General features: G+C 28.1%; 30 protein-coding genes. 1 reads left to right on the forward strand and 29 read right to left on the reverse strand.

Annotation, left to right across the window (positions count from 1 at the left end):
* Positions 1 to 73: 73 nt before the first annotated feature.
* The 10 genes from BHW04_RS10980 to BHW04_RS11025 all read right to left on the reverse strand — a co-directional run bounded on the left by BHW04_RS10980 (position 74) and on the right by BHW04_RS11025 (position 6,731).
* Positions 74 to 457, reverse strand: a complete 384-nt coding sequence (locus tag BHW04_RS10980; RefSeq protein ID WP_022212619.1) for a hypothetical protein — start codon at positions 455 to 457, stop codon at positions 74 to 76.
* A gap of 2 nt (positions 458 to 459) precedes the next feature.
* A complete protein-coding gene (locus tag BHW04_RS10985) occupies positions 460 to 861 on the reverse strand; it encodes a hypothetical protein (protein WP_022212620.1) in 402 nt (133 codons plus the stop codon).
* Positions 839 to 1,483 carry a hypothetical protein gene (locus tag BHW04_RS10990; RefSeq protein ID WP_022212621.1) on the reverse strand — a complete coding sequence of 215 codons (645 nt, stop codon included), beginning with the start codon at positions 1,481 to 1,483 and terminating at the stop codon, positions 839 to 841. Before BHW04_RS10990 ends, BHW04_RS10985 begins: the two co-directional genes overlap by 23 nt.
* Before the next feature lie 10 nt (positions 1,484 to 1,493).
* A complete protein-coding gene (locus BHW04_RS10995) occupies positions 1,494 to 1,925 on the reverse strand; it encodes a hypothetical protein (protein ID WP_022212622.1) in 432 nt (143 codons plus the stop codon).
* On the reverse strand, positions 1,916 to 2,383 hold the full coding sequence (locus tag BHW04_RS11000; protein ID WP_022212623.1) for a prepilin-type N-terminal cleavage/methylation domain-containing protein: 468 nt from the start codon (positions 2,381 to 2,383) through the stop codon (positions 1,916 to 1,918). Before BHW04_RS11000 ends, BHW04_RS10995 begins: the two co-directional genes overlap by 10 nt.
* Positions 2,367 to 2,801 carry a hypothetical protein gene (locus BHW04_RS11005; RefSeq protein WP_022212624.1) on the reverse strand — a complete coding sequence of 145 codons (435 nt, stop codon included), beginning with the start codon at positions 2,799 to 2,801 and terminating at the stop codon, positions 2,367 to 2,369. The genes BHW04_RS11000 and BHW04_RS11005 overlap by 17 nt, the downstream gene beginning before the upstream one ends.
* 2 nt (positions 2,802 to 2,803) lie before the next feature.
* Positions 2,804 to 3,244 (reverse strand): prepilin-type N-terminal cleavage/methylation domain-containing protein, encoded by a 441-nt coding sequence (locus BHW04_RS11010; RefSeq protein WP_022212625.1) that lies wholly within the window; start codon positions 3,242 to 3,244, stop codon positions 2,804 to 2,806.
* Positions 3,241 to 4,275 (reverse strand): type II secretion system F family protein, encoded by a 1,035-nt coding sequence (locus tag BHW04_RS11015; RefSeq protein WP_302699655.1) that lies wholly within the window; start codon positions 4,273 to 4,275, stop codon positions 3,241 to 3,243. Before BHW04_RS11015 ends, BHW04_RS11010 begins: the two co-directional genes overlap by 4 nt.
* Complete coding sequence (locus BHW04_RS11020; protein ID WP_302630609.1) at positions 4,247 to 5,641, reverse strand: GspE/PulE family protein; 1,395 nt, start codon at positions 5,639 to 5,641, stop codon at positions 4,247 to 4,249. The genes BHW04_RS11015 and BHW04_RS11020 overlap by 29 nt, the downstream gene beginning before the upstream one ends.
* Positions 5,642 to 5,732: 91 nt before the next feature.
* The gene (locus BHW04_RS11025; RefSeq protein WP_022212628.1) at positions 5,733 to 6,731 is read right to left on the reverse strand and encodes a hypothetical protein; all 999 of its coding nucleotides are present in this window, start codon (positions 6,729 to 6,731) and stop codon (positions 5,733 to 5,735) included.
* 123 nt (positions 6,732 to 6,854) lie between these two features.
* Between BHW04_RS11025 and BHW04_RS11030 the strand changes: the two genes are divergently transcribed.
* A complete protein-coding gene (locus tag BHW04_RS11030) occupies positions 6,855 to 8,591 on the forward strand; it encodes an Rqc2 family fibronectin-binding protein (protein ID WP_302699657.1) in 1,737 nt (578 codons plus the stop codon).
* 28 nt (positions 8,592 to 8,619) lie between these two features.
* On the opposite strand, the gene BHW04_RS11035 is transcribed toward BHW04_RS11030, so the two are convergent.
* The 19 genes from BHW04_RS11035 to rsmH all read right to left on the reverse strand — a co-directional run bounded on the left by BHW04_RS11035 (position 8,620) and on the right by rsmH (position 25,751).
* Positions 8,620 to 9,777, reverse strand: a complete 1,158-nt coding sequence (locus tag BHW04_RS11035; protein ID WP_302699659.1) for a THUMP domain-containing class I SAM-dependent RNA methyltransferase — start codon at positions 9,775 to 9,777, stop codon at positions 8,620 to 8,622.
* Positions 9,778 to 9,789: 12 nt separating this feature from the next.
* Positions 9,790 to 10,329: a bifunctional pyr operon transcriptional regulator/uracil phosphoribosyltransferase PyrR gene (gene pyrR / locus BHW04_RS11040; protein ID WP_302623230.1), complete on the reverse strand. Its 540-nt coding sequence runs from the start codon at positions 10,327 to 10,329 to the stop codon at positions 9,790 to 9,792.
* Between the two features lie 13 nt (positions 10,330 to 10,342).
* Positions 10,343 to 11,254, reverse strand: a complete 912-nt coding sequence (locus BHW04_RS11045; RefSeq protein WP_302630612.1) for an RluA family pseudouridine synthase — start codon at positions 11,252 to 11,254, stop codon at positions 10,343 to 10,345.
* A gap of 115 nt (positions 11,255 to 11,369) precedes the next feature.
* Complete coding sequence (locus BHW04_RS11050; protein ID WP_302623228.1) at positions 11,370 to 11,972, reverse strand: DivIVA domain-containing protein; 603 nt, start codon at positions 11,970 to 11,972, stop codon at positions 11,370 to 11,372.
* Positions 11,973 to 11,988: 16 nt separating this feature from the next.
* Positions 11,989 to 12,756: a YlmH/Sll1252 family protein gene (locus BHW04_RS11055; RefSeq protein ID WP_022212633.1), complete on the reverse strand. Its 768-nt coding sequence runs from the start codon at positions 12,754 to 12,756 to the stop codon at positions 11,989 to 11,991.
* A gap of 10 nt (positions 12,757 to 12,766) precedes the next feature.
* A complete protein-coding gene (locus BHW04_RS11060; protein WP_186835117.1) occupies positions 12,767 to 12,988 on the reverse strand; it encodes a YggT family protein in 222 nt (73 codons plus the stop codon).
* Between the two features lie 45 nt (positions 12,989 to 13,033).
* Entirely contained in the window at positions 13,034 to 13,468 is a 435-nt protein-coding gene (locus BHW04_RS11065) for a cell division protein SepF (RefSeq protein WP_022212634.1), read from the reverse strand.
* Positions 13,469 to 13,489: 21 nt separating this feature from the next.
* Positions 13,490 to 14,140 carry a YggS family pyridoxal phosphate-dependent enzyme gene (locus tag BHW04_RS11070; RefSeq protein WP_186835126.1) on the reverse strand — a complete coding sequence of 217 codons (651 nt, stop codon included), beginning with the start codon at positions 14,138 to 14,140 and terminating at the stop codon, positions 13,490 to 13,492.
* A 127-nt stretch (positions 14,141 to 14,267) separates the two neighbouring features.
* Positions 14,268 to 14,996, reverse strand: coding sequence for a DUF881 domain-containing protein (locus tag BHW04_RS11075; protein WP_302623226.1), 729 nt, complete (start codon positions 14,994 to 14,996; stop codon positions 14,268 to 14,270).
* Complete coding sequence (locus tag BHW04_RS11080) at positions 14,997 to 15,347, reverse strand: small basic family protein (RefSeq protein WP_302699663.1); 351 nt, start codon at positions 15,345 to 15,347, stop codon at positions 14,997 to 14,999.
* A gap of 11 nt (positions 15,348 to 15,358) precedes the next feature.
* Positions 15,359 to 16,078 (reverse strand): DUF881 domain-containing protein, encoded by a 720-nt coding sequence (locus BHW04_RS11085; RefSeq protein ID WP_302699665.1) that lies wholly within the window; start codon positions 16,076 to 16,078, stop codon positions 15,359 to 15,361.
* 11 nt (positions 16,079 to 16,089) lie between these two features.
* Positions 16,090 to 16,845, reverse strand: coding sequence for a cell division protein FtsQ/DivIB (locus BHW04_RS11090; protein ID WP_022212639.1), 756 nt, complete (start codon positions 16,843 to 16,845; stop codon positions 16,090 to 16,092).
* 115 nt (positions 16,846 to 16,960) lie between these two features.
* A complete protein-coding gene (gene spoVE / locus BHW04_RS11095) occupies positions 16,961 to 18,082 on the reverse strand; it encodes a stage V sporulation protein E (protein ID WP_441294428.1) in 1,122 nt (373 codons plus the stop codon).
* A gap of 19 nt (positions 18,083 to 18,101) precedes the next feature.
* Positions 18,102 to 19,076: a phospho-N-acetylmuramoyl-pentapeptide-transferase gene (mraY, locus tag BHW04_RS11100; protein WP_022212641.1), complete on the reverse strand. Its 975-nt coding sequence runs from the start codon at positions 19,074 to 19,076 to the stop codon at positions 18,102 to 18,104.
* Between the two features lie 34 nt (positions 19,077 to 19,110).
* On the reverse strand, positions 19,111 to 20,472 hold the full coding sequence (locus BHW04_RS11105) for a UDP-N-acetylmuramoyl-tripeptide--D-alanyl-D-alanine ligase (RefSeq protein ID WP_302630615.1): 1,362 nt from the start codon (positions 20,470 to 20,472) through the stop codon (positions 19,111 to 19,113).
* Positions 20,473 to 20,482: 10 nt separating this feature from the next.
* Positions 20,483 to 21,931 (reverse strand): UDP-N-acetylmuramoyl-L-alanyl-D-glutamate--2,6-diaminopimelate ligase, encoded by a 1,449-nt coding sequence (locus BHW04_RS11110; RefSeq protein ID WP_022212643.1) that lies wholly within the window; start codon positions 21,929 to 21,931, stop codon positions 20,483 to 20,485.
* A gap of 104 nt (positions 21,932 to 22,035) precedes the next feature.
* Positions 22,036 to 24,228 carry a stage V sporulation protein D gene (locus tag BHW04_RS11115; RefSeq protein WP_022212644.1) on the reverse strand — a complete coding sequence of 731 codons (2,193 nt, stop codon included), beginning with the start codon at positions 24,226 to 24,228 and terminating at the stop codon, positions 22,036 to 22,038.
* Positions 24,229 to 24,304: 76 nt separating this feature from the next.
* Positions 24,305 to 24,781: a hypothetical protein gene (locus BHW04_RS11120; RefSeq protein ID WP_022212645.1), complete on the reverse strand. Its 477-nt coding sequence runs from the start codon at positions 24,779 to 24,781 to the stop codon at positions 24,305 to 24,307.
* A gap of 37 nt (positions 24,782 to 24,818) precedes the next feature.
* A complete protein-coding gene (rsmH, locus tag BHW04_RS11125; protein WP_302630618.1) occupies positions 24,819 to 25,751 on the reverse strand; it encodes a 16S rRNA (cytosine(1402)-N(4))-methyltransferase RsmH in 933 nt (310 codons plus the stop codon).
* Between the last annotated feature and the right edge of the window lie 160 nt (positions 25,752 to 25,911).

Here is a 25,911-nt window from a genome sequence, read left to right on the forward strand (position 1 = left end):
TGATACAACAAAAACATTCTATCAAAATTACTAAAGAAATGCAATTATTTCGGTAATAAGAGTAAAAAAAACTCTATTTTCTCCTATTTAAATACAATTTAACTGCAAAATAGCCTTTATTACCATCAATATTATATTCATTTATTGTATATTTTTCCATATTGTTTAATTTATTTAATGAATTTAAAATTTCTTCTTTATTGCCATCTAATATAATCTTCACTTTCCAGCTATCACCGCTATCATTTATATCACTTATAATACCATTCTCCAAAGCTTTTAATTCATCATTAATAGTTGAAAATTTAACGTCTTCATTTTTTGTTTCAGATATGTTAGTTAATTGAGTCGTTTCCTTATTAGCTGTTAAAGTATTCTGTAGGAAAAATATAAGTTGGATTATAGTAAAAATAACTGTTATCACCATTAAAATTAATTCTTTTATTTCTTTTTTCATTTTTAATCATCCTTAACAATATTGGCTTTATAAATTGAATTTTCTTGCGTAATTTTAATTATTCCGTATCCTTTATTTTCAACCTCACATAATATATCCTTATTAAGTACACTCACTATGCCTTTATTCTCTTTAACCTCTATTGAATCAATACCTAGAGATGCTACCTCAAGCCATTTTGATATATCCTCTATTAATTTTTCATTTTCATTATAATATGTTATATTAACAATCTTCTCATCATTAGTTTCCTTTAAAACATTTCTAAAATTTACCGGTAACATATAAAAGTTTAATATTACTAACATCCAAATAGCTTTCTTATTATTTTTTTTATTCTTACTTATCTTTTCATCTACATAGCGAGGTGGTAAAAAACCTTTATATTTTATAAATTTTTTCACTAATATTCCTCCCTATAGATTTAATACTTATTTTATAACTCTTCTTAATGTCATCCACAAGAAAATCTTCTAATTCTTTATCAAGAATAATTTCTATATCTTTAGCAAATTTCAGTATTTCATTATTCAAAACATTTTTATCATTTGTTAATATATTTGAATAAGTAATGCACCCTTTTTCAGAAATAATTGCGTAAATATTTTTATGTATCTTTGTAATCACCAAAACTTTTGATTTTCTATACAAAGCAATCTTCAAAATATTTCTTATGTAGAATTGTATTGGTATAACCTTAACAATTGTTTTATCATTAGCAATCTTGTTTATATATTTTCCTTCATTTAATGAATATAAATATAAGATCTTTTTTCTTTTATTATAATAATAGTCTGTTAGAATATTTTCATTATTAACTTCATTATTCATCATAATATTATCTAAAAATACTGTTACATTATTATCTTCCAATTTGTACTGAGAAATAAACATTTCATTTTCAGCTATAATTATCTTTAGGTTTTTATAAATTTCATTAATATTATTAAAAAATTCATCTATAGTATACTTTTTACCTTCATATAAAAAATACTGCTTAAATAAAATTAATTTTTTACTAATCATTATTTTGCTCCTAATACATTAAATTATATGCTTTATAATAATCAGGAATAATTATTATCTCCTCTTCTAAGTTAATAGCTTTTAATTTTTTATATAGTTTATTTTTATTTTCACTTTTAATAAGAAATATCTTCCCTTTAGTAATATTAAAGCTAAAATCATCATTAGTATACCTATATTCCAATTCTTTAATTAATTCATCATTTTTTATTTTATCCTTTAATTCTTGATTTTTATTAATTTCTTCTTTTACAACATCAATAAATTCAAGCTCACTTTCATCCATATATAGCAAATCGTTATTTATTGTATAAAGTGAACTTTTTTCTATATCCCATATAGTTCCTTTTATATACATATTTAAAATTAAAATACATACTGCTACTATTATCATTGTTTCAACTAGAATAAATCCTTCTTTTTCTGTTTTCTTTATATACATCTAATCCTACTTTCCCCTAATTCCGTAATTATTTCAAAGTATATTAAAGATTTTTTTGTATACACATTAAATTCTTTAACATTATTTAATATTACATTTTTTCCGCTACTTATCCCCTTAGAATCATGATTAATAGTTGATACCATAAGCTTATTACTACTAAAAAAAATTTTTCTAATTTTATAATAATCTTTTTCAAAATCAAGATCATATTTAATGATAATTTGATTATTTTCAGCTTTTATATCGCTTACTTCATAACCATTTATTATATTATCTAAATTTAACATAGCATTATCAAAATTATCTTCCAAAATGCTTTCTTTAGAATTGCTACAATAATCATTTATAACCTCACTATTAACCTTTATAATTATCAATAATAAACTCATTGAAATTCCTAATGAAATTATTACTTCCAATAAAGTAAAACCTTCATGTCTATTTGTAATACTCATCCATCAACCTATCCTTTACAAAACTTCGTTTACTTTCTACAGTATTTCCATAACAGACTTCTCTTAAACAGATATTAATTTTAATTCTGTCCTTATCAATATTATCAATAAGAATTACAATATCATCTCCTTTCTGAATCATTTCTAATCCTTCTGTTGTTAAGCATTTTAAAATATTATCCTTTGATAAAGAAATTACATTACTATTTGCTAAATTTTTTATTTCTTCAATACTTAAGTTATATTTAAGCTCCTCTTCTACTGCATAGGTAATTCTAGTAAATTCATCTTCCTTATTTTTTATCTCATGCCATTTATCTTTGCTTACAATAACTTGACAAATACCTAAAATCAATATAATAATCATTGCACTAGATAACATATTTTCAATTATAAGGCTTCCTTTTTTTCTTATCATAGTTATTCTCCATAATATACATTTATAGTATCAACACCAACAGATATGGTTATTTTATAAAAATTATTATAGCTATCACATATATAAATACTTCCAGAAGATAAAACTCCTTCATTAGAGCAATTTATACTATAGTTAGTAATAAAATTAAAACCTTTAGGTAATTTTAGTTTTTTAGAGAATTTTTTGCTAGGATCTACAAATTCTGCATAACCCTTATTTCTACAATTAATTATTACCGATGAGTTATTTTTATTACAATAAAATTTACTATAGCTTAAAAAATCACACATATTACTTACAGCTGTATGTGCCTTTATATTATTAATGGTAGCGTCTAAAATCTTCTTACCTCTAAATGACAATGAAAATACAACGATAATTATTGATATACTTATAAGTAATTCTAATAAAGTAAACGCCTTCTTATAATGAAACTTCATATTAATTCTCCAAATACAGGCAGTATAAAAACCACAATAAATATACATACAAATACACCAATAAATACAATAATTAATGGTTGTATCATGGATATCTTTTTATTTAAATCTTCTTGAATATTATTGAATAAAAATTTTTCAATTTGTATAAGTCTTAAATCTAAAGACCCACTTTCTTCTCCAAGTTTTATATGTGCTAAGGTATATTTAGAAAAAATTTTTGTTTGAGCCATAGAATCACTTAATCCATTGCCAGATATAACCTTATTCTTTATCTCTCTGACTACTGTATTATTATTTCCTAATAATTGTATTTCACTACAAAACTCTAATCCTTTAATTAAATTTACTCCACTCTTTATCACCACTGCTAAAAGCATAATGTTTATGTACTCCACAAATCTTTTATATATAGGAATTAAACAAAGAATCTTCAAAAATTTCTCTTTTAAAAACACTTTACAAATTATATATGGACATACCACTCCCCATAAGAAAAAATAAACACAACTTAAAGCTTTATTGTGATAAATAAAAGTTTTTAGATTAATGATAAAATTAAAACTTTTTGGCACATCTTTGCCTAAAGAAATATATACCTCTTTAAAGTTAGGTATAATTGCTATACTTAAAAAAATAATAACTGCTAAGGAGCTTATAAAGATTATTAAAGGATAAGATAACGCATTAATTAAAAATTTCTTAATAAAAGCCATCTTGCCATAAAACATACTTAACCCATTTAGTACTTCTGATATATTTCCTGTCTTTTCACCAACACCTACCATTTCCACAAAGAAATTAGGAAATAACTCTCCTTGACTTTTAAAGGCATCCTCTAAAGAAATACCACTTTTAATTCTTCCTTTTATTTTAAATAATGCTCGTTTATATTTGTCTCCTATATCCAAATCAGCCAATAACTCAAAAATATATACAAAAGGAAGACCATCGCCATATAGCTTAGCTATATTATCGGCAATTACTGATAAGCTATTCCAATTAGCCTTCCGTTTTGAAACTTCCTTCATAATCAAACTCTAGCTCCTCTCTATCGATAAATTCCATATAATCAAGCCTAGAAATTTTACCATTTATCAATAAATTATTTAAATTATCTACCATTTGGATATTGGTTAATATGGTATTATCATCATAAATTTTAACCAGTTTTTTCTTTACATCCTTGGTGATTTCATTAATAGATATTATTAACGCTCTCCCTAAATAACCAGTGAAATTACATTTTTCACAACCAATTCCCCTTTTATATATTTTTGCTCTGCTACCTCTATAAGTTATAATTTCTTCCTCTTTACAGGAATCACATAGCATCTTAATAAGTCTTTGAGATATTATTCCCACAAGAGATTCTCTAATTAAATAACTCTTTATACCCATTTCCTCCAATCTTAAGTATACCTCTCTTGGTTCTGTTGAATGAATTGTTGTATATACTTTATGACCAGTAAGAGCTGCTCTTACAGCCATAACAGCAGTTTCTTCATCTCTTACCTCTCCAACCATTATCACATCTGGATCCTGACGCATTATACTTCTAAGCCCATTTGCAAAACTTACTCCTTCCTTGCTATTAACCATCATTTGATTAACTCCATTTATTATTACTTCTACCGGATCTTCAAGTGTTACAACATTAACTTCACTTTTATTAACATAATTTAATATTGTATATAATGTAGTAGATTTACCACTACCAGTTGGTCCATTTACAATAACTAGGCCAGTATTCTTATTTATTATTTTTTCAAGTTCAAGTCTTTGCTTAGGAAGTAGCTTCAAATTATCTATACAATAGTTAAACCCATTATTATATAAAATTCTTAATACTATTTTTTCACCAAAAACCACTGGAATGATAGATACACGTAAATCATATGTATTTCCATCTATATCCATTGTTATCTTACCATCTTGTGGCCTTCTATGTTCTGTGATATCTAAAGAAGACTTAATCTTTATTCTTGATAATATAGCTGAGTATTCCTCTTTAGTTATTATATATAGAAGACTAAGGATTCCATCAATCCTCACTCTTACATATACTATATCCTTGTAGGGTTCAAAATGTAAATCTGAAGCTTTCTTATCAATGGCTTCCCAAATTATTTCATCTTCAATTTTATTATTATCCTGTGAAAAGAAAACTTTCTTTATGAGATACTTTAACTTATCGTTACTTATAAATATTTCACATATTGTACATCCATAGAGAAATTGCATCTCTTTACAAATGCTTTCATCATGAAGTTCACAAAGCATATACACTTTTCCACCATCCTCTTTAAAAGGAAGTATCCTAGCTTTTTCCGCTTTACTTTTGCTTATTTTTCTTGAAATTAAAATGTCAATATCATTTAGCATTACTTCATTCATTTACTAATTCCTCCTAGTACTAATAATTAACACTTTTTGCTAATAATAATCAAAAAGCAGCTTAGAATTTTTCTAAACTGCTTTTTAACTATTAATTAATTTCAATAAATGTGTAATCACCGGAATCTAAATTTATCATATATATACTATCATTGGCATATGCATATATTTTTTCTTTAGTGCTGCCATCATTATTACCAATAAACAGTATTTCACCATTATCTGTATGGCTTAATCCTTTTTCAAATATTACTTTACTTGGAAAATTAAAGATTAATCTTTTATTCTTTGATAAGTCATATAATGAATAAACATTATCACTCATTCTACCTAATAGATAAATATTTTCATCAATTATTTCTATATCATAAACTTCTACAACGTTATCAGATATAGCTACAACATCTCCATTAACTTTTAGTGATTTTAACGATTTTTCTCCGTTATACTTCTCTATAAAGAAAATGACTTCTGAACCAAAGAATTTTATAAAACTTACATACCCACCACTTATCTCTTCTTCCAATTTTTCTTCATTGCTTTTTAAATCATATGAAAACATACCGCTAGTTTTACTGTCCTTTTTCACTCCATAGTAAATTATCTTCTCATTGCTAAACCATGTAGCATATGTCCCTGAAATACTACAATTAATTTTAAGATCCAGTTTTTCAGAATTTTTAAGATCATATATCACTGGTTGTAGATATTGGTCTTTAGTAAAATAAAACAAATAATTACCATCAGGTGAAAACAAAGGTGCTTGTACACTTTTATCCCTTAATTCAATGTCGGAACCATCATAATGAACATAATAGGTCTGATTACTTATATATAAATATGAAGCTGAGTTTTTATTAAAACTTAAGATAAATCTTTCGTTATCTATAATATTATACTCACTTTCTTTAATACTAAGAATATCATACCCACCACTTATTTCATTAATACACGCTCCATTTTCTAATTGTATTTCTTTTTTTGCTTGATTTTGTTCATCATTTTTTATTTCTTTATTAGTGTTACAACCATTAAGTAACATTATGGTTATAAACATTGTCATTAAAACTGAAAAAAAACGCCTTTTCATACTACACCCTTCTCTAACACTAGTATTTTATTTATACTTTCTAACGACAATAATCCATTGAATATATATTACAATAAATGTTATACTTACCTTAGATATTAACATAAAGAAAGGATGACACTTATGGCATTAGACGGTATCTACTTATATAGTTTAGTCGAAGATTTAAAAAAATCAATAATAAATTCAAAAATAGATAAAATAAATCAACCTGAGAAAGATGAAATAATATTAACACTTAGAAAAAATAGGCAAAATATTAGACTTTTAATATCATCCTCTCCTAAATATCCACGTATTCATATTACAGAAGAAAGTAAGCCAAATCCACTTCAAGCACCTATGTTTACAATGGTATTAAGAAAATATCTTATAGGTGGAAAGATTTTAGGCATTGAGCAAATTGATTGCGATAGACTTATTAAAATTTGCATAGAATCTTCTGATGAGCTTGGATTTAACAGCATTTATTATTTAATTGTTGAAATAATGGGTCGTCATAGTAATATATCTCTTGTACGTGAAAGAGATAATAAGATTATGGAGTGTATCAAGCATGTTGGTTCAGATGTTAATAGCTTTAGGACTCTTTATCCTGGAGTAACATATAATTATCCACCGGTTTCTCCAAAGCTTAATCCATTCAAGTTCCAACTTAAAGACTTTACTGAATTTATCTCTAATAATAATCTAGAATTAAATAATTTGATATTTAATAAAATATTCACTGGAGTAAGTAATACATTATCAAAAAACTTATATAAAGATTTGATTAGTACCTACTCTGAAGATGAAATAACAACAACTATACTTTATAATTATTTTGTCAAGTTTATCCATCAACTTAATAGTAATTTACAATATAACATCTATACTAAAAATGGAGATTTTGTTGAATTTTACTGTATGAAGTTAAATAGTTTTGCTGAATGTGTAACTCTAAATTTCCCTAATCCTAATGTTTTACTTGATAAATTCTACAAAGAAAAAGATAAGCAAGAAAGATTAAAAAATAGATCTATAAATCTTCAGAGATTGCTCCATACTAATATTGACCGCTGCTTAAAAAAATCTGAAAAACTTGATGCAATGCTTGCAAAGTGTAAAACAAAGGAAGATTATAAAATTAAAGGTGACCTGTTAACATCATTTATCTATAGTATAAATCCTAATGATTCAGAGATAACATTACATAACTTCTATAGTGAAGACTATGAAGATATCACTATAAATTTAGATCCTAATAAATCACCTGCAGAAAATGTTCAAAGTTATTATAAAAAGTATAATAAGCTAAAAAAATCTGAAGAAGCTGCCAAAGAACAATTAGAGAAAAACTCCGAAGAATTACTATATTTGAATTCAGTTTTAATAAATATACAAAATGCAGATAATTATGAAGAGATTGAAGATATAAAAAATGAATTAATTACAACAGAGTATATTAGAAAAAGAAAACAAAACAAAAATTCAAAGAAAAGCAAAACATCAAAGCCATTACATTTTATTTCTTCTGATGGAATAGATATTTATGTAGGTAAGAATAATATTCAAAATGATTATTTATCTTTAAAATTAGCCAGCAAAAATCATTTATGGCTTCATACAAAAAATATACCTGGCTCACATGTAATAATCTGTGCAACTGATATACCTGATTCAACTTTAGAGGAAGCTGCTTCTCTAGCTGCTTACTATAGTAAAGCTCAGAATTCTACTAAAGTTCCTGTGGATTATACTTTAGTAAAAAATTTAAAAAAGCCTTCTGGTGCTAAACCAGGTATGGTTATCTATCATACTAACTATACATTATATATAGATCCTAAAAACTATACAGATTTAAATATTAGGAAAGAATAAAAAATGGGTGCTAATTCACCCATTTTCCTTATATACGATTTAATAATGTATCTCCATCATTTTTAATTAAATTATTATCAAAATATTGATAGTAATAACATTTTAATCTCCCATTATATAATTTTCTGTTTTTAGTAGCTTTTCTACCAAAAGGTCTTTCAAACCCTTCAAAAGAAGTTAAAATATTAAAGTCCCATCTTTCTAAAGTTCTTTTATTACCACCAAGATATCTATATAATGTTTCAACTTCTTCCTTATCACCAAGTCTTTCACCATATGGAGGATTTGTTATAATAAATCCATTATGCTCTGAAGCTGAGAATTGTTTAAAATCTCTCTTATGGAATTCAATATACTTAGCAACTCCAGCCTTTTCAGCATTAGATCTTGCTACTTTTAACACTCTTCCATCAATATCATAACCAATAAGCTTTATATCTTTATTTTTTATAGATCTTTCTGCTCCTTCTTTAACTTGTTCATAAACATCTGCCCCTATTGTAGGCCATGTCTCTGATACAAAATTTCTACATAATCCTGGTGCGATATTTTGCATAATCATGGCAGCTTCAATTAATATAGTTCCTGAACCACAGAAAGGATCAACTAATACATATTCTCCTTTCCATCTTGAAATTAGAACAAGTGCTGCTGCTAAAGTTTCTTTTAACGGAGCTATTCCTGCATCTTCTCTATATCCTCTTTTGTGTAAACCAGCTCCACTTGTATCTATTGATAAAGTTACCTTATCTTTTAGGATAGCCACTTGAATTTTATATACAGGACCATCTTCGCTAAAAGTATCTACTCCATAGCTTTCACTCATACTTGTTACAATAGCCTTTTTAACTATTGATTGACAGTCTGGAACACTATGTAATGTTGAATTAACAGATTTTCCTACTACATGCATAACACCATCTACAGGTATTATCTCACTCCATTTTACTGCCTTTGCTCCTTGGAAAAGCTCTTCAAAGCTTTTAGCTTGGAATTCTGCCATTTTTATAAATACTCTATCAGCTGTTCTTAAGTGAACATTAGCTATAGCTATATCCATTTCATCACCAATAAATTCAACTTTTCCATTTTCAACTTTTAAATCATCATATCCAAGTGCCTTTAATTCTCTTGAAGTTATTCCTTCCAAACCAAATGTTGTGGTTGCAATTAAATTATATTCCATTTTTATCTCCTCTTAAGCTTCGTAAATTTTAACCCATTCGTTGCCATCTATTTCTTCAATTTCTACTGCAACGATTTCAGATTTTGAAGTTGGAATGTTTTTCCCTACATAATCAGCTCTAATAGGAAGCTCCTTATGACCTCTGTCAATTAATACAGCTAGTTGTATACCAAGTGGTCTCCCCACATCGATAATTGCATCTATTGCTGCTCTAACAGTTCTACATGTATATAAAACATCATCTACTAGTATAACTTTTTTTCCTTTTACTTCAACACCTAAATCTACAGAATTAACTTCTGGTAAATCTTGTATTTCAGATATATCATCTCTATACAACGAAATATCAACATAACCTACCGGTACTTTTACTCCTTCAATTTGTTCTATATTCTCAGCTATTCTTTTTGCTAAAGGATATCCTCTTCTCTTAATTCCTATTAAAACAACATCGTTAACTCCTTTGTTTTTTTCAATTATCTCATGAGAAATTCTTATTAAACTTCTTTTTATGGCTTTTTCATCTAATAAATTTGCTTTTAATTTAGTCATAATACTTGCTCCTTTATTTTCTTAACTCTCTTAGTATATCATTAAAATAATCTGGTAATTCTGAATTAAATTCCATATATTCTCTTGTGCTTGGATGTATAAATCCTAATGTTTTAGCGTGCAGTGCCTGACCCTCTATCTTTATCTTTTGTTTATTATGCCCATAAACCAAATCACCTACTAGAGGATGACCTATAGATGCCATATGTACTCTTATTTGATGAGTTCTTCCTGTTTCTAATGTACATTTTACCAATGTAACACCTTTATTATACTCCTCTAAAACTTCATAGTGAGTTACAGCTCTCTTACCATCATCAACTATTGCCATCTTTATTCGTTCTTTTTTATGACGTCCTAATGGCTTATCAATAGTGCCTTCTTTTTTGTTAAACCTACCTTCAACTAACGCATAATATTCTCTTCTTATTGAATGATCCTTAAATTGTTCTGCTAAAAAATTATGTGCTGCATCATTCTTTGCTATTACTAATATACCAGAAGTATCTTTATCTATTCTATGGACTATTCCAGGCCTAATAACTCCGTTAATTCCCGATAAATCTCCGCAGTGGTATAATAGAGCATTGACTAATGTTCCTTTATAATTACCTGGCGCAGGATGTACAACCATTCCTTTTTCTTTATTTACCACCACTACATCTTCATCTTCATATATAATATTAATATCTATTTTTTCAGCAGTTACATTTAACTCAATTGGTTCCGGTAAAATAACATTTATTATATCATTCTTACGTAACTTATAATTACTCTTTACCTCAGACCCATTAATATCGATTTTTTTATCTGTAATTAAGCCTTGAATAAAAGATCTTGATTTACCTTGAATTTGCATTGAAAGATATTTATCAATCCTTTCACCTATAAATTCATCAGTAACATTAAAAATTAAATTGTCCATTTCAAAAACTCCATTTTTTATTAATTCTCTGAACATTATAATATATTAAATAATTATCCTCAATATCTTATCTATAATTATATAAAATTTAAAAGAGACCTTTAGGTCTCTTTAATTAATTATTTGCAAAAAAACTTTTTATTTCTTTCATTTCTTCGCTAGAATTATCCTCTCCAACAACTGCATCTAGCTTCTCTTCAGAAATATGTATATCCTTAGAACTTAAATCTAAATCTTCAACTGTCTCTGAAACATTATAATTCTTAGTTAAATCTTTTTCTAGTTCATCAAAAGTTTGTAATTGTGCATTCATAAAATTTCTGAACTTAGCTCTAAACTTAATGAACTCTTCCTTAATCTTTTCATACTCATCATTCACAGCAATCACATCATTATGAGCCTTATCTAAAACCTTCTGAGCACTTTCATTAGCATTCTTCATTATTAAATCAGCTTCTTTTTGAGAGCTTTCTTTTGCTTGATCAGCCGCATTTTGTGCTAATAATAATGTATTTTGAATTGTATCTTCTAGTTTTTCATAATGCTCAACTTTTTCTCTTATTCTGCTTACTGTATCTTTAAGTCTAGAATTTTCCTTAAATATTTCTTCATAATTCTCTACTATTTCTTCCATAAATTCATCTACTTCATCAGTAGCATATCCTCTTATAGCTTTTTTGAATTCTTTGTTCTTTATATCCATTGGAGTTAACTTCATTACTATATCCCCTCATCTATATATACTTTTTTATAACTACTTTATTTTTACCAGATTTCGTATTGCCAACAATACTGCCAGTACGAAATTTTCCTATACCTGAAATAGTTATTACATTATTTTCCTGTATTTCTTTGCTTTTTTCTTTAATCTTACAATAGTTCACTGAAACTTTATTATTTTGCATTAGTTCAATAGCCTTAGCTCTAGATACGTTAGCAAGTTTCGAAACATAATTATCAATTCTTAGTGAAGGTATGTTAATTACTATTTCTTCAAAGACACTTTGAGGCAAATGTTCTTTATCAACAATCTCTATTTCAACAGGACATCTGCCTACAAATTCCATAGAAGTTGTAATATAATTTGCTATATCCTCATATACCGGTACTACAGCATAATCATGAACCACTCTCAAATCACCTATTTTTTCTCTTTCAATTCCTAATGACATTATTGAACCTAAATAATCCTTATGAGTTAAATCTTTAAATTTCGATTTATTGGTAATTTTAAGACAAATAAAAGGATATTCACAAAAATATTGATTATTAAATGATATTATTCTTCTATCAGCTTCATCATAAGCACCATCAGCTTCAACAATAAAACTATTATTGTTAAAATTCTCAACAAAATAGCTCCAAATATTGGGTGGACAGAAATTTTTTGAAAATACAGGTATATCTTTATTTTTTGCTAACATTAAATTATCATAAATTCTGATTACAGAATCCTTATCTTCATTTGCAAAGTTTTTCAATAGATCTTCTTTTGATATCATAATACACCACTTAATAAATTAAAATTCCACTTATCATGTTTAAAAGCAAAATAGCTACAATTGGAGAAAAATCAATCATCATGTCTCCAAGAAACATGCTTTGAAGCCTTCTAATAGGTTCTAAAATAGGATTATTTATAGAAACTAAAATATTATAAATACTCATTGCTCTTGCATTAGGAATATATGAAAATATTACTTCTGCAAGGATAGTAATATTAAGTACATTCACAAGTATGCTAAGAAAATTACGAATAATTCCTATTTAAACCACCCCCTATTTATTCCAGCTAAATAATGCTTTTGAGCTTATTTCGCTTTTTAATTCATTTGACACTTCAACATTTTGAGGTGATAAAAGATATACTCTTTGTTCTATTTCTTGGAATTCTGCATTTAATACACAAGCAGCACCACTTAAAAAATCAACTAATCTTTGAGCTATTTTTGTGTCTAAACTATTTGTATTAATTACAACTATTTTTCTACTTTTAACAGCTTCAGCTATTTCTCTTGACTCTTCATAAGCTGTTGGCTTTACAACCATTATCTTTGCGGTATTATTACTATGAATATTAACAACCTTTGTACCATGAGTATTTTGAATTATTGGCTCTATTTGATTTTTTTCCTCTTCTTCAGCATCATCTAGTTCATCAAACTCCTCATCATATTCACCTAATCCTATTATTTCCTTTAGCTTTCCAAACATACTATATCTCTCCTTTTCATATTATCTTTTTCCAAATATTCCCGACCCAATCCTAACTAGATTTGATCCTTCTTGTATGGCAATTTTAAAGTCTGAGGTCATGCCCATTGATAATATTTCCATCTGTATATTTTTATAACTCTTCTTACTTAAATCATCATAAATATGTTTACTTTTGTTGAAATAATATCTATTCGAAACTTCATCACCCTTAGGAATAATAACCATAATACCTTTAACTTTAACATGATTACATTTTTCAACTGCTAAAATTAACTTCTCAATATCCTCTTCTAATACTCCACTCTTGCTCTCTTCTCTTCCGATATTAATTTGAATTAATACATTGGCTACTAAGTTATTTTTTTCATACTCACATTCAATTTTATTAAGTAATCTAATGCTTGAAAGCGAATGAATCAAACAAACCTTTCCCACAATATATTTAACTTTATTGGTTTGTAGTTTCCCTATTAAATGCCATCTAATATCATTAGGTAATTCATCTTTCTTACTTAAAAGCTCCTGTACTTTATTTTCGCCAAAATCACGTATACCAGCATCATAAGCTTCTAAAATATCAGAAATGGGCTTAGTCTTAGAAACGGCTAATAGTTTTACACCTTCTGGTATTTCATCCAAGTAGCCCTTAATTTTATCTTTAATACTAATCCTAATCACCCCCTCTTATAAGAGTATATATTATTTTCTTTATGAAAGATATATTTCCTTTATTAATACTATCTAATTATAACATTTTTTTCGTATTTTTTTAATATACTTTCAAATATTTTATCAATTATTTGTCATTCCTATGCATGTATAAAGAATCATAACTCTTTTTTGTAGGTAACACAGTTATACTTTCCATAACATTTATTTCAACTTTTAGCTTTCTTATTATAAGTTCATTAATATAACTTCCTTCAGCTTTTATAGCTGTCTCTAATTGTTCAGGATTACCAATGGCATAAAAATAAAAAGGAGCCATCTCCATGCTTTCATCTTCAAAGCCGATAAAAGCCCAATTGCAAGTTACACCTGTATTATTTAAAATTCTATAACTGTTTAAAGCTATCGCTTCAGCACCAATATATCTTAGTTCATTTATTATCATAGCAACATCAATATCATGAAGGGTTCTTCTATTTACTTCCTCCTGACTGTCACTATTTATATCATAATCTCCATCTTCTATTTTAACTACAATTCCAGGGCCCTCTACTTCAGTAAGTCCCCCAATGGCATAATAATCATTTAATTGAGAACTCATGTTATCAACAATATTAGCTGAATCAGTTTCATCATTAATATAACTATTATATTGCTCTTGTAGATTATAATTTTCTTCCTTCAAATCACTTATACTTTCGTATAGCATATTCCTTTCTTCTGAAGCATTCTTATATTCTTGTGCATTCATTTTAAATAAGTTTGACATAGAATTTATATTAAAATTATTAGATGCTAAAAATCCAATAATAAGTGACGCTATAAAGATAAAAAACTTATATTTATAGTTTTTCATCTACTCACTCCTTTGCCTATTTTTATATTTCTCTAATACAATACGTCTGATTATAGCAAAGTTATCAAATATGCGCCCTCCGAATACTATTACTGCTGCTATATAAATAGGAATTCCAAGCTTATCGCCAAGATAAGCTAAAGCTGCAGCAAGAATAGCGTTTCCAAAGAAACCTGAAATAAAAATATCTGGTTGGAACTTATTAGCAAGATTAGCTTTTAATGCACCAAAAACTGAATCTAAGCAAGCTAATACAGCCACTGACATATATGGTGAAAATTTATCTGGTATATTAATATCAAATAATAATCCTAAAAAAACTCCCAATAATAATCCTATAAATGCTATCATAAATCTCACTCCTATTGTACAGGTATTAAATAATCACTTCTTAAAGTCTGTGTTGTTTTTGTAATAGTTATTTCATCGCTGCTCTTAACATCATTGGTATAGTTCTTTAGTGCTCCTGTTTCTAAAGATCCTCCATAACTAACTCCAACATTTAATTTAGACTTATCTCCTATAACTTTAATTATAATTTCGCTACTTGAATCTACTCTTCCTGCAGAACCTATAGATATTGATGAACCAGCATTTTTTATACCGGTTTGAGGAGTTATTCTAATATCATTTATAGATATAGCTTCCGCTCTTGAATACCATAATGTATTTACTAAATATACAAGTTCATCTTCTGTAATTGTCCTAATGCTATCCGATGTGTTAGTACCAAAGATAGATGTCTTAGGGGTTAAAGTAATGATAATACCTGGTCCTTTTACATCCACTAGTCCTAGTTGCATTCTAGCATTATCCAGCTTTTTCTTTACCTCAGCTTCTAATTCACCTTCACTAGTTGCTTTCTCTTCTAAAGCTTTTATTTCTTCATTGAAAGTAGCATTAGCTTCTTCAAGCTCTTCTTTTTCTTTTTTAAGACTTTCTACTTCTTTCAAAATATCTGAATTCTCATATGAATTAGTCAGTTCATTCTTTTTGCTTAACAATTTGAATTGATATGTTAATAAAAAACCTAAAAATCCGCATACTACAGCTACAACTAATTGTGATGCAACTCTTTTCAAATTAACTCCTCCTACTCTTCATTCTTCTTGATTACTGGCATATTTTTAATACTCACATCAATATACCCATTTGTAATCCCTACATTTCCATTTAAAATAATATTATATACATCATTTATTTTTTCATGGAAATCAGTTATTTCTCCAAAAAATACTTCTATCTTTCCCATATACCCTTTTATATCGTATAACTTAGATAAATCAAATCTATCAAATTTTATACTTTCCGTATTTTCAGCAATATATGGATATAAAATTCCTAGTATATTAATAATATGTTCATTATTGATTATCTGCTTTCCTAATTGAAGCTCCTCTGTAGTTACACCAGTAATCTCAACTAAGTTTCTTCCTTCAATATTGTTTGCAATTTCTATTAGAACACCTTTATCATTAAATATATAAAAATTACTATCATATTTTGTATAAAAAACAGGTGATTCTTCAGTAACTATTATATTTAGTGAATTAATTCCACTCATTCTTATCTTTGCTGACAAAAAATACGGTTCACTCAATATATCTTTAATCATTTTATTTCTGTTCAAGATAAAAATGTTTTTACCTATCCTATTATTTACAGTTTCTAACACTGATTCAGCAGAAATATTTGATGTACCTTCCACAGTAATTGTTTTTAAATTAAATAGTGGTGATTTAGTAAAGAAAACTATTAATATTATTAATACTACTGTAGAAATCATAAAAATCTTTTTTCTTACCTTTTTTTTCTTTTTAATCTTAATGTATTCTTTTACTTCATTCATTGCTTTATTTTACATCCTTATCCTAGTTTATACTAATATAATATCATTTTACTCTATAATTTTCATTATAATTTTTTACATAATAAAGAACCCCTAAAATAGAGGCCCTATCTTCTTACCTAACATCAGATTCAATTTGCCTAGATATATTTAACAATATTCCCATTGCCGTCAAATTAATGACAAGCGATGTACCACCATAGCTTATAAATGGCATTGGAACACCAGTAACCGGCATAGAACCAGTTACAACTGCTATATTTATAATAGCTTGCACTGCAATAATAGATGTAATTCCCATTGCTAATAACTTACCATATGTGTCTTTAGCTTTAATAGCTATACGTACACCACGCCATATAAAAATTATAAACAAAGAAATAATAAGTAGACATCCTATCAACCCAAGCTCTTCGCCAATTATTGAAAATATAAAATCATTATGCGGTTCAGGCATATATAATGTTTTTTGTCTTGATTGTCCAAGACCAAGTCCAGTTATACCACCTGACCCTAATGCATAAAATGATTGAATCAATTGATATCCATCACCAGCAGCATCCTTCCACGGATCAATAAAATTAAGCATTCTAGCTCTTCTGTAATCCGAACTAAAGATAAAAAATATTGCTAAAGTCAATAATGTCGGTAACACTATTCCAAATAAGTGCTTAATTTTCCCACCAGAGATAAAAAGTAAGATAAATGTAACAATCATTATAATTGCTGCAATACTTAAATTTTTTTCAGCTAAAACTAAAGCTGCAAAAAAACCAGATAAAGCAAGATATGGTACTATTCCAGTCCAAAAATCTTTTATTCCATCACCTTTAATATCAATGCTTAAAGCAAGAAATAATACTACCACATATTTAGTAAGCTCTGATGGCTGAAATGACAATCCACCAAGCTGAATCCATCTTTTAGCACCATTTACTGCTGGGAAAAAAAATACTGCTATTAATAATGGAATAGTAATTATCAATAATTTCGGTGTTATTTTTTTTAGTCTGTGATAGTCAAAATTCATCATAAAAAACATAGCCACCAAGCCTATAACAGCCATGATCCCCTGCTTCTTTAAATAAAACATACTATCATTATAGTGAAACATTGAGTAAAATGAACTTGCTGAATATATCATTACAACACCAATTGCCAATAATATAAGTATTGTATATAAAACTCCCAAATCGACTTTTCCTATGTTTTTATTTTGATTCCTATTGTCTAATATCACAGACATTCCTCCTATTTTACAATGCTAAGAATCCTATTAAACATAAAACTGCTGTAATAAGTGAAAATACTGTAACTATTTTTATTTCTGACCAGCCACATTTTTCAAAGTGGTGATGTACAGGAGCCATTTTAAATACTCTTTTACCTGTTAATTTAAAGGAAGTAACTTGTATTATAACTGATAAAGTCTCAAATACATAAACTCCTCCTACTATTATTATTAATAACGGCTGTTCTAATATTATAGCAACAGTGGAAATAGCACCACCAATTGCAAGGGATCCTGTATCTCCCATAAAAATTTTTGCAGGATAAGCATTATATTTTAAAAATCCTATAAGTCCACCTATCAATACTACGCAAAATACAGCTAAAGATGTTTCTTTCATCATAAAGCATACAATTGTAAAGAATGTTAAAACTAAAATTGATACTGATGTAGCTAATCCATCTAATCCATCTGTTAGATTAACGGCATTGGTTGTAGCTGCATATATTATTACCACAAAAGGAATATATAAAATTCCTAATGGTATTTCAAATGAAGTAAAAGGAATTAACAAATTAGTATTTAAATTATAATACCCGTAAATAGCTAAAGCTATAGAAAATATTAATAATAATATCATTTTTTGTCCTGGCTTTAAGCCTTCACTTTGCTTTTTAAGTATTTTTAACAAATCATCTAAAAATCCAATAAACCCAAATGCAATTAATGAATATAAAGCAATCATTGCTTTATCATTAAATTTATACCCTAAAATAAGCATAACTATTAAGGAGGATAAAATAAAAAGAATTCCACCCATTGTTGGCGTTCCAGCTTTTTTTAAATGACTTTCTGGACCTTCTTCCCTAATGTTCTGGCCAAACTTTAACTTTCTTAATAATGGAATTGCTATTGGTCCAGACACCAATGAAAATATTATAGATAATATCAAGCCTATTCCTAACTTAGAACTTACAAAATTTATTAAAGTCTCCCCCATATAAACTGCTCAGCAGCAGTTCACCTCCTTCGTTTTATTTTAATTCCTTTAACTTGGATATTATTTCTTCAAATCTCATCCCTCTAGAAGCCTTAACTAATATAACATCATCTTTATTAATTAGATTATCTACTTCTTCAAAAAAATCATCTTTTGAAGCAAATTTTCTAATATGCTCACTGCCAAATCCATTTTCATAGTTATTAACATTTTCACCGATAACTATTAATAAATCTATTTTACCTTTTGCAAATGAACCTACCTCTTCATGTGCTTCTTCCGTTTTACTTCCAAGTTCGTACATGTCTCCTAATATAGCAACTCTTCTACTTGCTGCTTTAGTCATTAATACTTCTATGGAAGATTTCATAGAATCTGGGCTAGCATTATAACAGTCATTTATAATAGTAATCTTATTAGTTTTTTCAGTTTCTAATCTCATAGATGTAGCCTTTAAATTTGAAAGTCCTTCGTTCATATCTTTAAGGGATACATTTAGATTTTTTGCAATATCTATAGCCAACATCATGTTTAATACATTATGCTTTCCTGCCATAGGTAATTCAAAATCAAATTTATCATCTCCACAATTAGCAGTAAACTTTACACTATCTTCTCTTAATATAATATTAGATGCGTAAATATCATATTCGTTATTATATCCAATTTTTTCAATTTTATAATTATCAGAATGAATTTGTTTAAGCCTTTTATCTTCAGCATTTACCACTAATATATTATCTTTTGTGAAGTATTCTGCAATTTCCATCTTAGCTTTAAGTATATTATCTTGCGTCTTTAGATTTTCCAAATGAGAAAGACCTATATTCGTAATAACAGCCATATCTGGTTCTGCTGCTTCTGCTAATATCTTAATTTCTCCTAAGTCACTCATGCCCATTTCTAAAACTGCTACATCATGCTTAGATGTAAGCTTCAATATCATAAGTGGAAGTCCTATTTCACTATTAAAATTACCTTCTGTTTTAAATACATTATACTTTGTACTTAATACAGCTGCAATTAAATCCTTTGTTGAAGTCTTGCCACAAGAACCTGTAACTCCAATAACCTTAAGATTTAATTTTCTTCTATAGAAATTAGCTAATTTAAGCATTGATTTAACTGTATTATCTACTTTAATTACAATACCTTTTCCCATAGCATCTTCCTTTTTAAAGTTAACTTCATCCACTACAGCAATAGATGCTCCTTTTTCAAGAACATCTATTGCTACATTATTAGCATTAAATTTTTCACCTTTAATTGCAAAAAATATACAATCTTCTGTAACTTTTCTATTATCTATACAAGTACATTTAAACTTTTTATAATCATTATTAATAACTACCTCACCTTCAAGAGCACTTACCAATTCTTCAAATGAAAATTCCATCTATTTTCCTCTACTTTCCTGATAATATTTCATCAACAACTTCTCTTTCATCAAAATGTATCACGCCTTCATTATTAATTTGATATGTTTCATGACCTTTTCCAGCTAAAACAACAACATCACCTGGTTCAGCCATTTTTAAAGCTAATCTTATGGCTTCAGATCTATTTTCGATTGCAAGATAATTTGTTTTTTCTATACCTACAACTATATCCTTAATAATAGCCATTGGATCCTCATGTCTTGGATTATCAGAAGTTATAATAACAAGGTCAGCAATTTCACTTCCAACTCTCCCAAGTTCAGCTCTCTTAATTTTGTCTCTATCGCCACCACTTCCATAAACAGCTATAAGTCTGTTCTTTGCAAATGATTTCAATGTTTCTAAAATATTCTTCATACCATCTGGTGTATGTGCAAAATCGATGATTATTTCATAAGGTATATCATATTTATCTCCAATTCTTTCACATCTTCCAGGTACAACTACATCTAAAAGTCCTGACTTTATGCATTCTTCTGAAATATTTAATTCTTTCGCTGCAGCAATTGTTCCTAAAGCATTATATATATTATACTCACCTGGTAAAACAAACTTATATGAAGTATTATTGCAATCAAATAGTATATCTTTCTCTTCAAGTCTAATATTTTCTGCTCTAAAATCACTTGAATTTTCTATTGAATAAGTTACTGTTTTTTTGCCTAACTTTTCAACATCATTTAATACTCTATAACCATAGCTATTATCAATATTTATAACAGAAATTTTGCTTCTTTCAAATAATTTAAATTTAGCATTATAGTAATTATCAAAAGTCTTGTGGAAGTCTAAGTGATCTCTTGTTATATTTGTGAAAATTCCTACTTCAAAATTACATCCATAAACTCTATCTAACTCTAATGAATGTGATGAAACTTCCATTACACAATATTTACATCCTTTATCAACCATATCCTTAAATAACTTTTGAAGTTCTAATGATTCAGGTGTTGTTCTTTCTGATTTAACTTTTTCATCTCCTATATAATTAGCTATAGTCCCTACAAGTCCAACTTTTTCTCCTGATTTTTCAAGTATTGATTTTAAAATATATACACTAGTAGTCTTACCATTTGTACCAGTAACTCCAATAAGCTTTAATTTTTTTGTTGGATGATCATAAAAATTAGCAGACATAATAGCTAACGCTTTTCTACCTTCAGTAACTCTTAAAACTGTTACTTCCTCAGGTATAGTATTGAGATCTAAATCTTTTTCACACATAACTACTGTAGCTCCAGCTTTTATTGCATTAACTGCATAATCATGACCATCAACTTCAAATCCACTTAAACATACAAACAAGTCATTTTCAGTAATCTTTCTACTGTCATACTGTATTTTATTAATTTCCTTTTCATCGCTTCCTTGTAAAACCTTATAATCTACACCATTTAATAACTCTAATAATTTCATCTTCTATCTCTCCTTAATTATCATTAAATGTTTACTCAATAGCATTTTTAATGCTTCGCATAAAAAATAGCATGTGTAAATCCACATGCTAAAAATGAAAAAAGTTAATCTCCATAATCATCACTAAGAGTTAACCTAACATTTGAACCTGTGGTTATTACTTCACCCGCAGGAATACTTTGATCAATAACAAAACCATCACCTTCAAGGATATATTTTATACCTAAGTTGTCAAGGACATCTTCAGCTGAGGTTACTGAAAATCCTGTTAAATCTGGCATAGATACCTTATTATTATCTACTGCATCTCCAGTATAAATTGTTATTTTGGTTCCTTCTTTCACTGTATAACCTGGATATGGCTGAGTATTTGTTACACTCTCCCCACTACCCTCTATATTATACTCTAAATTTACATCTTTTAAAATTTTTTTTGCTTCTTCTATAGATTTTCCACGAATTTCTGGAATTAAAATATCCCTTGCTACCGCATTATAGTCTTCAGAAAATTCCGAATCCATATAATTGAATATATCTGTCAAAAGTATTTTCATAAGTGGTGCAGTTACAACACCGGCATAATAGGCTCCATTACTTGGTTCATCAATACTTATGAAAGCTGTAATTTCCGGTGAATCTATAGGTGCCATTGCAGCCATAGATGAAATATACTTTCCGCTTTCATATCCTCCAGTTACTGAATTAACCTTTTGTGCTGTTCCAGTCTTACCGCCTATGTGATATCCTTCTATATAGCTTTTATTTGAACCACCTTCATTTACTGTTCTCTCCAAATAATCCCTTAAAGTAGCTGTACTTTTAGCCGACAACACATTTTTAGAAATTACTGGTTCAAAAGTTTCATCTACTATTTTAGTACCAGTATTATCATAGTGAGATACTTCCTTAAGTATATGAGGCTGTATTAAACTACCACCATTAGCAAGAGCATTGAATGCTTGCATATATTGAATAGCAGTTACTGTATTAGTTTGTCCAAATGAAATAGTTGCTAAATCTGATTCTGTAATACTTTCAGTCTTTTTTACTATACCAGATGCTTCACCTGGTAAATCAATACCTGTAGTTTTACCAAATCCAAGCTTTTTAATATACTCATTTAATGTTTCTTTACCAATTTTTTCGCCCAACTTCATAAATCCAACATTACATGAATTTTGTAAAATTTGAGGTAAAATTTGACTACCATGACCTGATGTCTTCCAACACTTAATGGTATGAGAACCAACTTGAAGGCTTCCTCCACATTCAAAAGTATCTGATTCAGAAGCTATTCCTTCTTCTAAAGCAGTTACCATTGTCACAACCTTAAAGATAGATCCTGGTTCAAAGGTATCATTTACCAAGCTATTTCTCCACATTTTTTGTAGCTTTTCTCCATCAGTTTCACCAGAAAAATCTTCAAATCCATCAAAAGCATTATTAGGATCAAAATCCGGCTTATTAACCATGGCTAATATTTCTCCATTATTAGGATTCATAACCATAATAGATACTCTTTTAGCTTGATTATCTACTAATCCTTTTTCAGCCACCTTCTCTGCAATAGCTTGTATTTTAGAATCAGTTGTTAAGGTAACATCCTTTCCATCTATAGGTTCTGTAAAATTAGATATAGTATAAGATAAATTTTCTTCATTACGTTCAATTTCAGAAATTCTCACGCCAGGTACACCTGATAAATATTCATTATATTGAAGTTCAACTCCTGTAAGGCCTTGTCCATCAACATTGGTGCTTCCTAGAACATGTGCTAAAAATTCCCCTTTAGGATAATACCTTTTTGTATCTGGAGAAACAATTACACCATCAATATTTAAGTTATTAACCTTATCAGCAGATTCTTTTTCTATCCTTCTTATCAAGGTTGCAGAACCAGCATTAGCACCACTAGCCAGCTTAGTTTCAAGTTTTTCCATAACCTTATTTTCTTCCATGCCTACGGCATCAGCAATTTTTCCAGCAATATCAGCATTAGTTAATGAGTTATTTTTAAGATACTGCCTAACTGAGTTTAAATCAAAATCAACCCTATAAACATTTGCCGAAACTGCTAGTTCTACACCATTTCTGTCTAGTATTCTTCCTCTTCTTGCATCAATACTTACTTCACTTGTCCACTGCTCTTCAGCTCGGGATGAATATTCATCCCTCTTAACAATCATAATATAAGACAATCTTAGAATTAATATAAAAAAAACTACCACAATTGTCCATACTACTAATGTTAGTCTCTTTTGAATCAACGCCCGATCTTTAAACTTCTTTTTTTTCACTTTCATTCCCCCATTAAATAATTAGAGAATGAATAGTTATATTTTTTCAAAGAAATAAAAACATCACTTAGATTCCCTAATTAAAAATACCTTTAATTTTATCGAGGAAACTTTCTTTATTTTCTTCTTCATTGATATGTGAAAAATAATCTTTAGACATATCAATCAGTATAGTATTATCCTTGTTAGGATATACCATGCCTAATTCATTTTCAGCAACGTTCTTAACATTTTCTAAAGATGAATATTTTAATAACATTACTTTTAATGCATCATTAATATCTGATGATGCTGCTGTTTCTTCTTTTATTTCTGTTAATTCATTTTGCCTATCATAAACATACCCATCAATTGCTAAGGTTATTCCACCAAGAATACAAACTAAAGCTGAAATCCCCACCACATTTGAAATTAAATTCACCTTAAGCTTCTTAATTTTCTTTGCTCGTAACTCTTCCTTGATTTTTTGCTTCTTGTTTTTGTCATACTGCGGCTTTCTTTCAGGTACAAGTGCGGTGTTTCCTCTTGTATAATTATATTCCCTAGCACCCATTTTATTCACATCCCTACATTTTATTTATTATTTAGAATTATAGTTTTTCTATAACTCTTAATTTAGCACTTCTACTTCTTGGATTTATATCCACTTCTTCTTTCGTAGGTTCTATGGCTTTTCTTGAGATAACTTTTACTTTTGCTTTTTCACCACAGACACAAACTGGGAATTCTTTAGGACATCTACACGAAACAGCTAAATCTCTAAATTTATTTTTTACTATTCTATCTTCAAGAGAATGGAAAGTTATTATTGCCATTCTACCGCCTTTATTAAGTTTTCCTACTCCATCCTCTATAGTTTTATTTAATATAGAAAGTTCACTATTTACTTCAATTCTGATTGCTTGGAAAGTTCTCTTAGCTGGATGTGGTCCTTCTCTTCTCGCTTTTGCAGGTATAGCACTCTTTATAATTTCAACAAGTTCTAAAGTTGTTTCAATATTTTTTTCTTGTCTATTTTCTACAATAAAGCTGGCAATTCTTCTTGCAAACTTTTCTTCGCCGTAATCTCTTATAATTCTATATAAATCTTCTTCTGAATACTCATTTATGACATTATATGCAGAAAAGTCATTATCCCTATTCATTCTCATATCAAGGGGAGCATCTTTCATATAGCTAAATCCTCTCTCTCCTTCATCAAGTTGATAAGAAGACACGCCTAAATCCATAAGTATTCCATCAACACCATCAATATTTAAATTGTTTAAAACATTTTCTATACTAGAAAAATTACTATGTACAAATGTAACATTTGAATAATTTTTCAATCTTTCCTTTGCAGCTTTCAACGCATCAGTATCCTGATCTATTCCTATGAGTCTTCCTTCATTCGAAAGTCTCTTTAAAATTTCACTTGAATGTCCTGCACCTCCTAAAGTTCCATCCACATAAATACCATTTTCTTTGATATTTAATCCTTCTAAACATTCATTTAATAAAACTGAAATATGATTAAATTCCATAAAATTAACTCCTTTTATTATAGCTGTCCATTTTTACGCTACAGAGCTTTAAGTACTTAGTATACAAATATACTTACAACATTTTTTACTCTATACACTTACTATTTTCATTTTCTATAGTTACTATAACCTTTTCTAATTCTGCATATTATTTCTATAC

This window comes from Clostridium sp. 29_15 (assembly GCF_001916075.1).
Taxonomy (GTDB): domain Bacteria; phylum Bacillota; class Clostridia; order Clostridiales; family Clostridiaceae; genus Clostridium; species Clostridium lentum.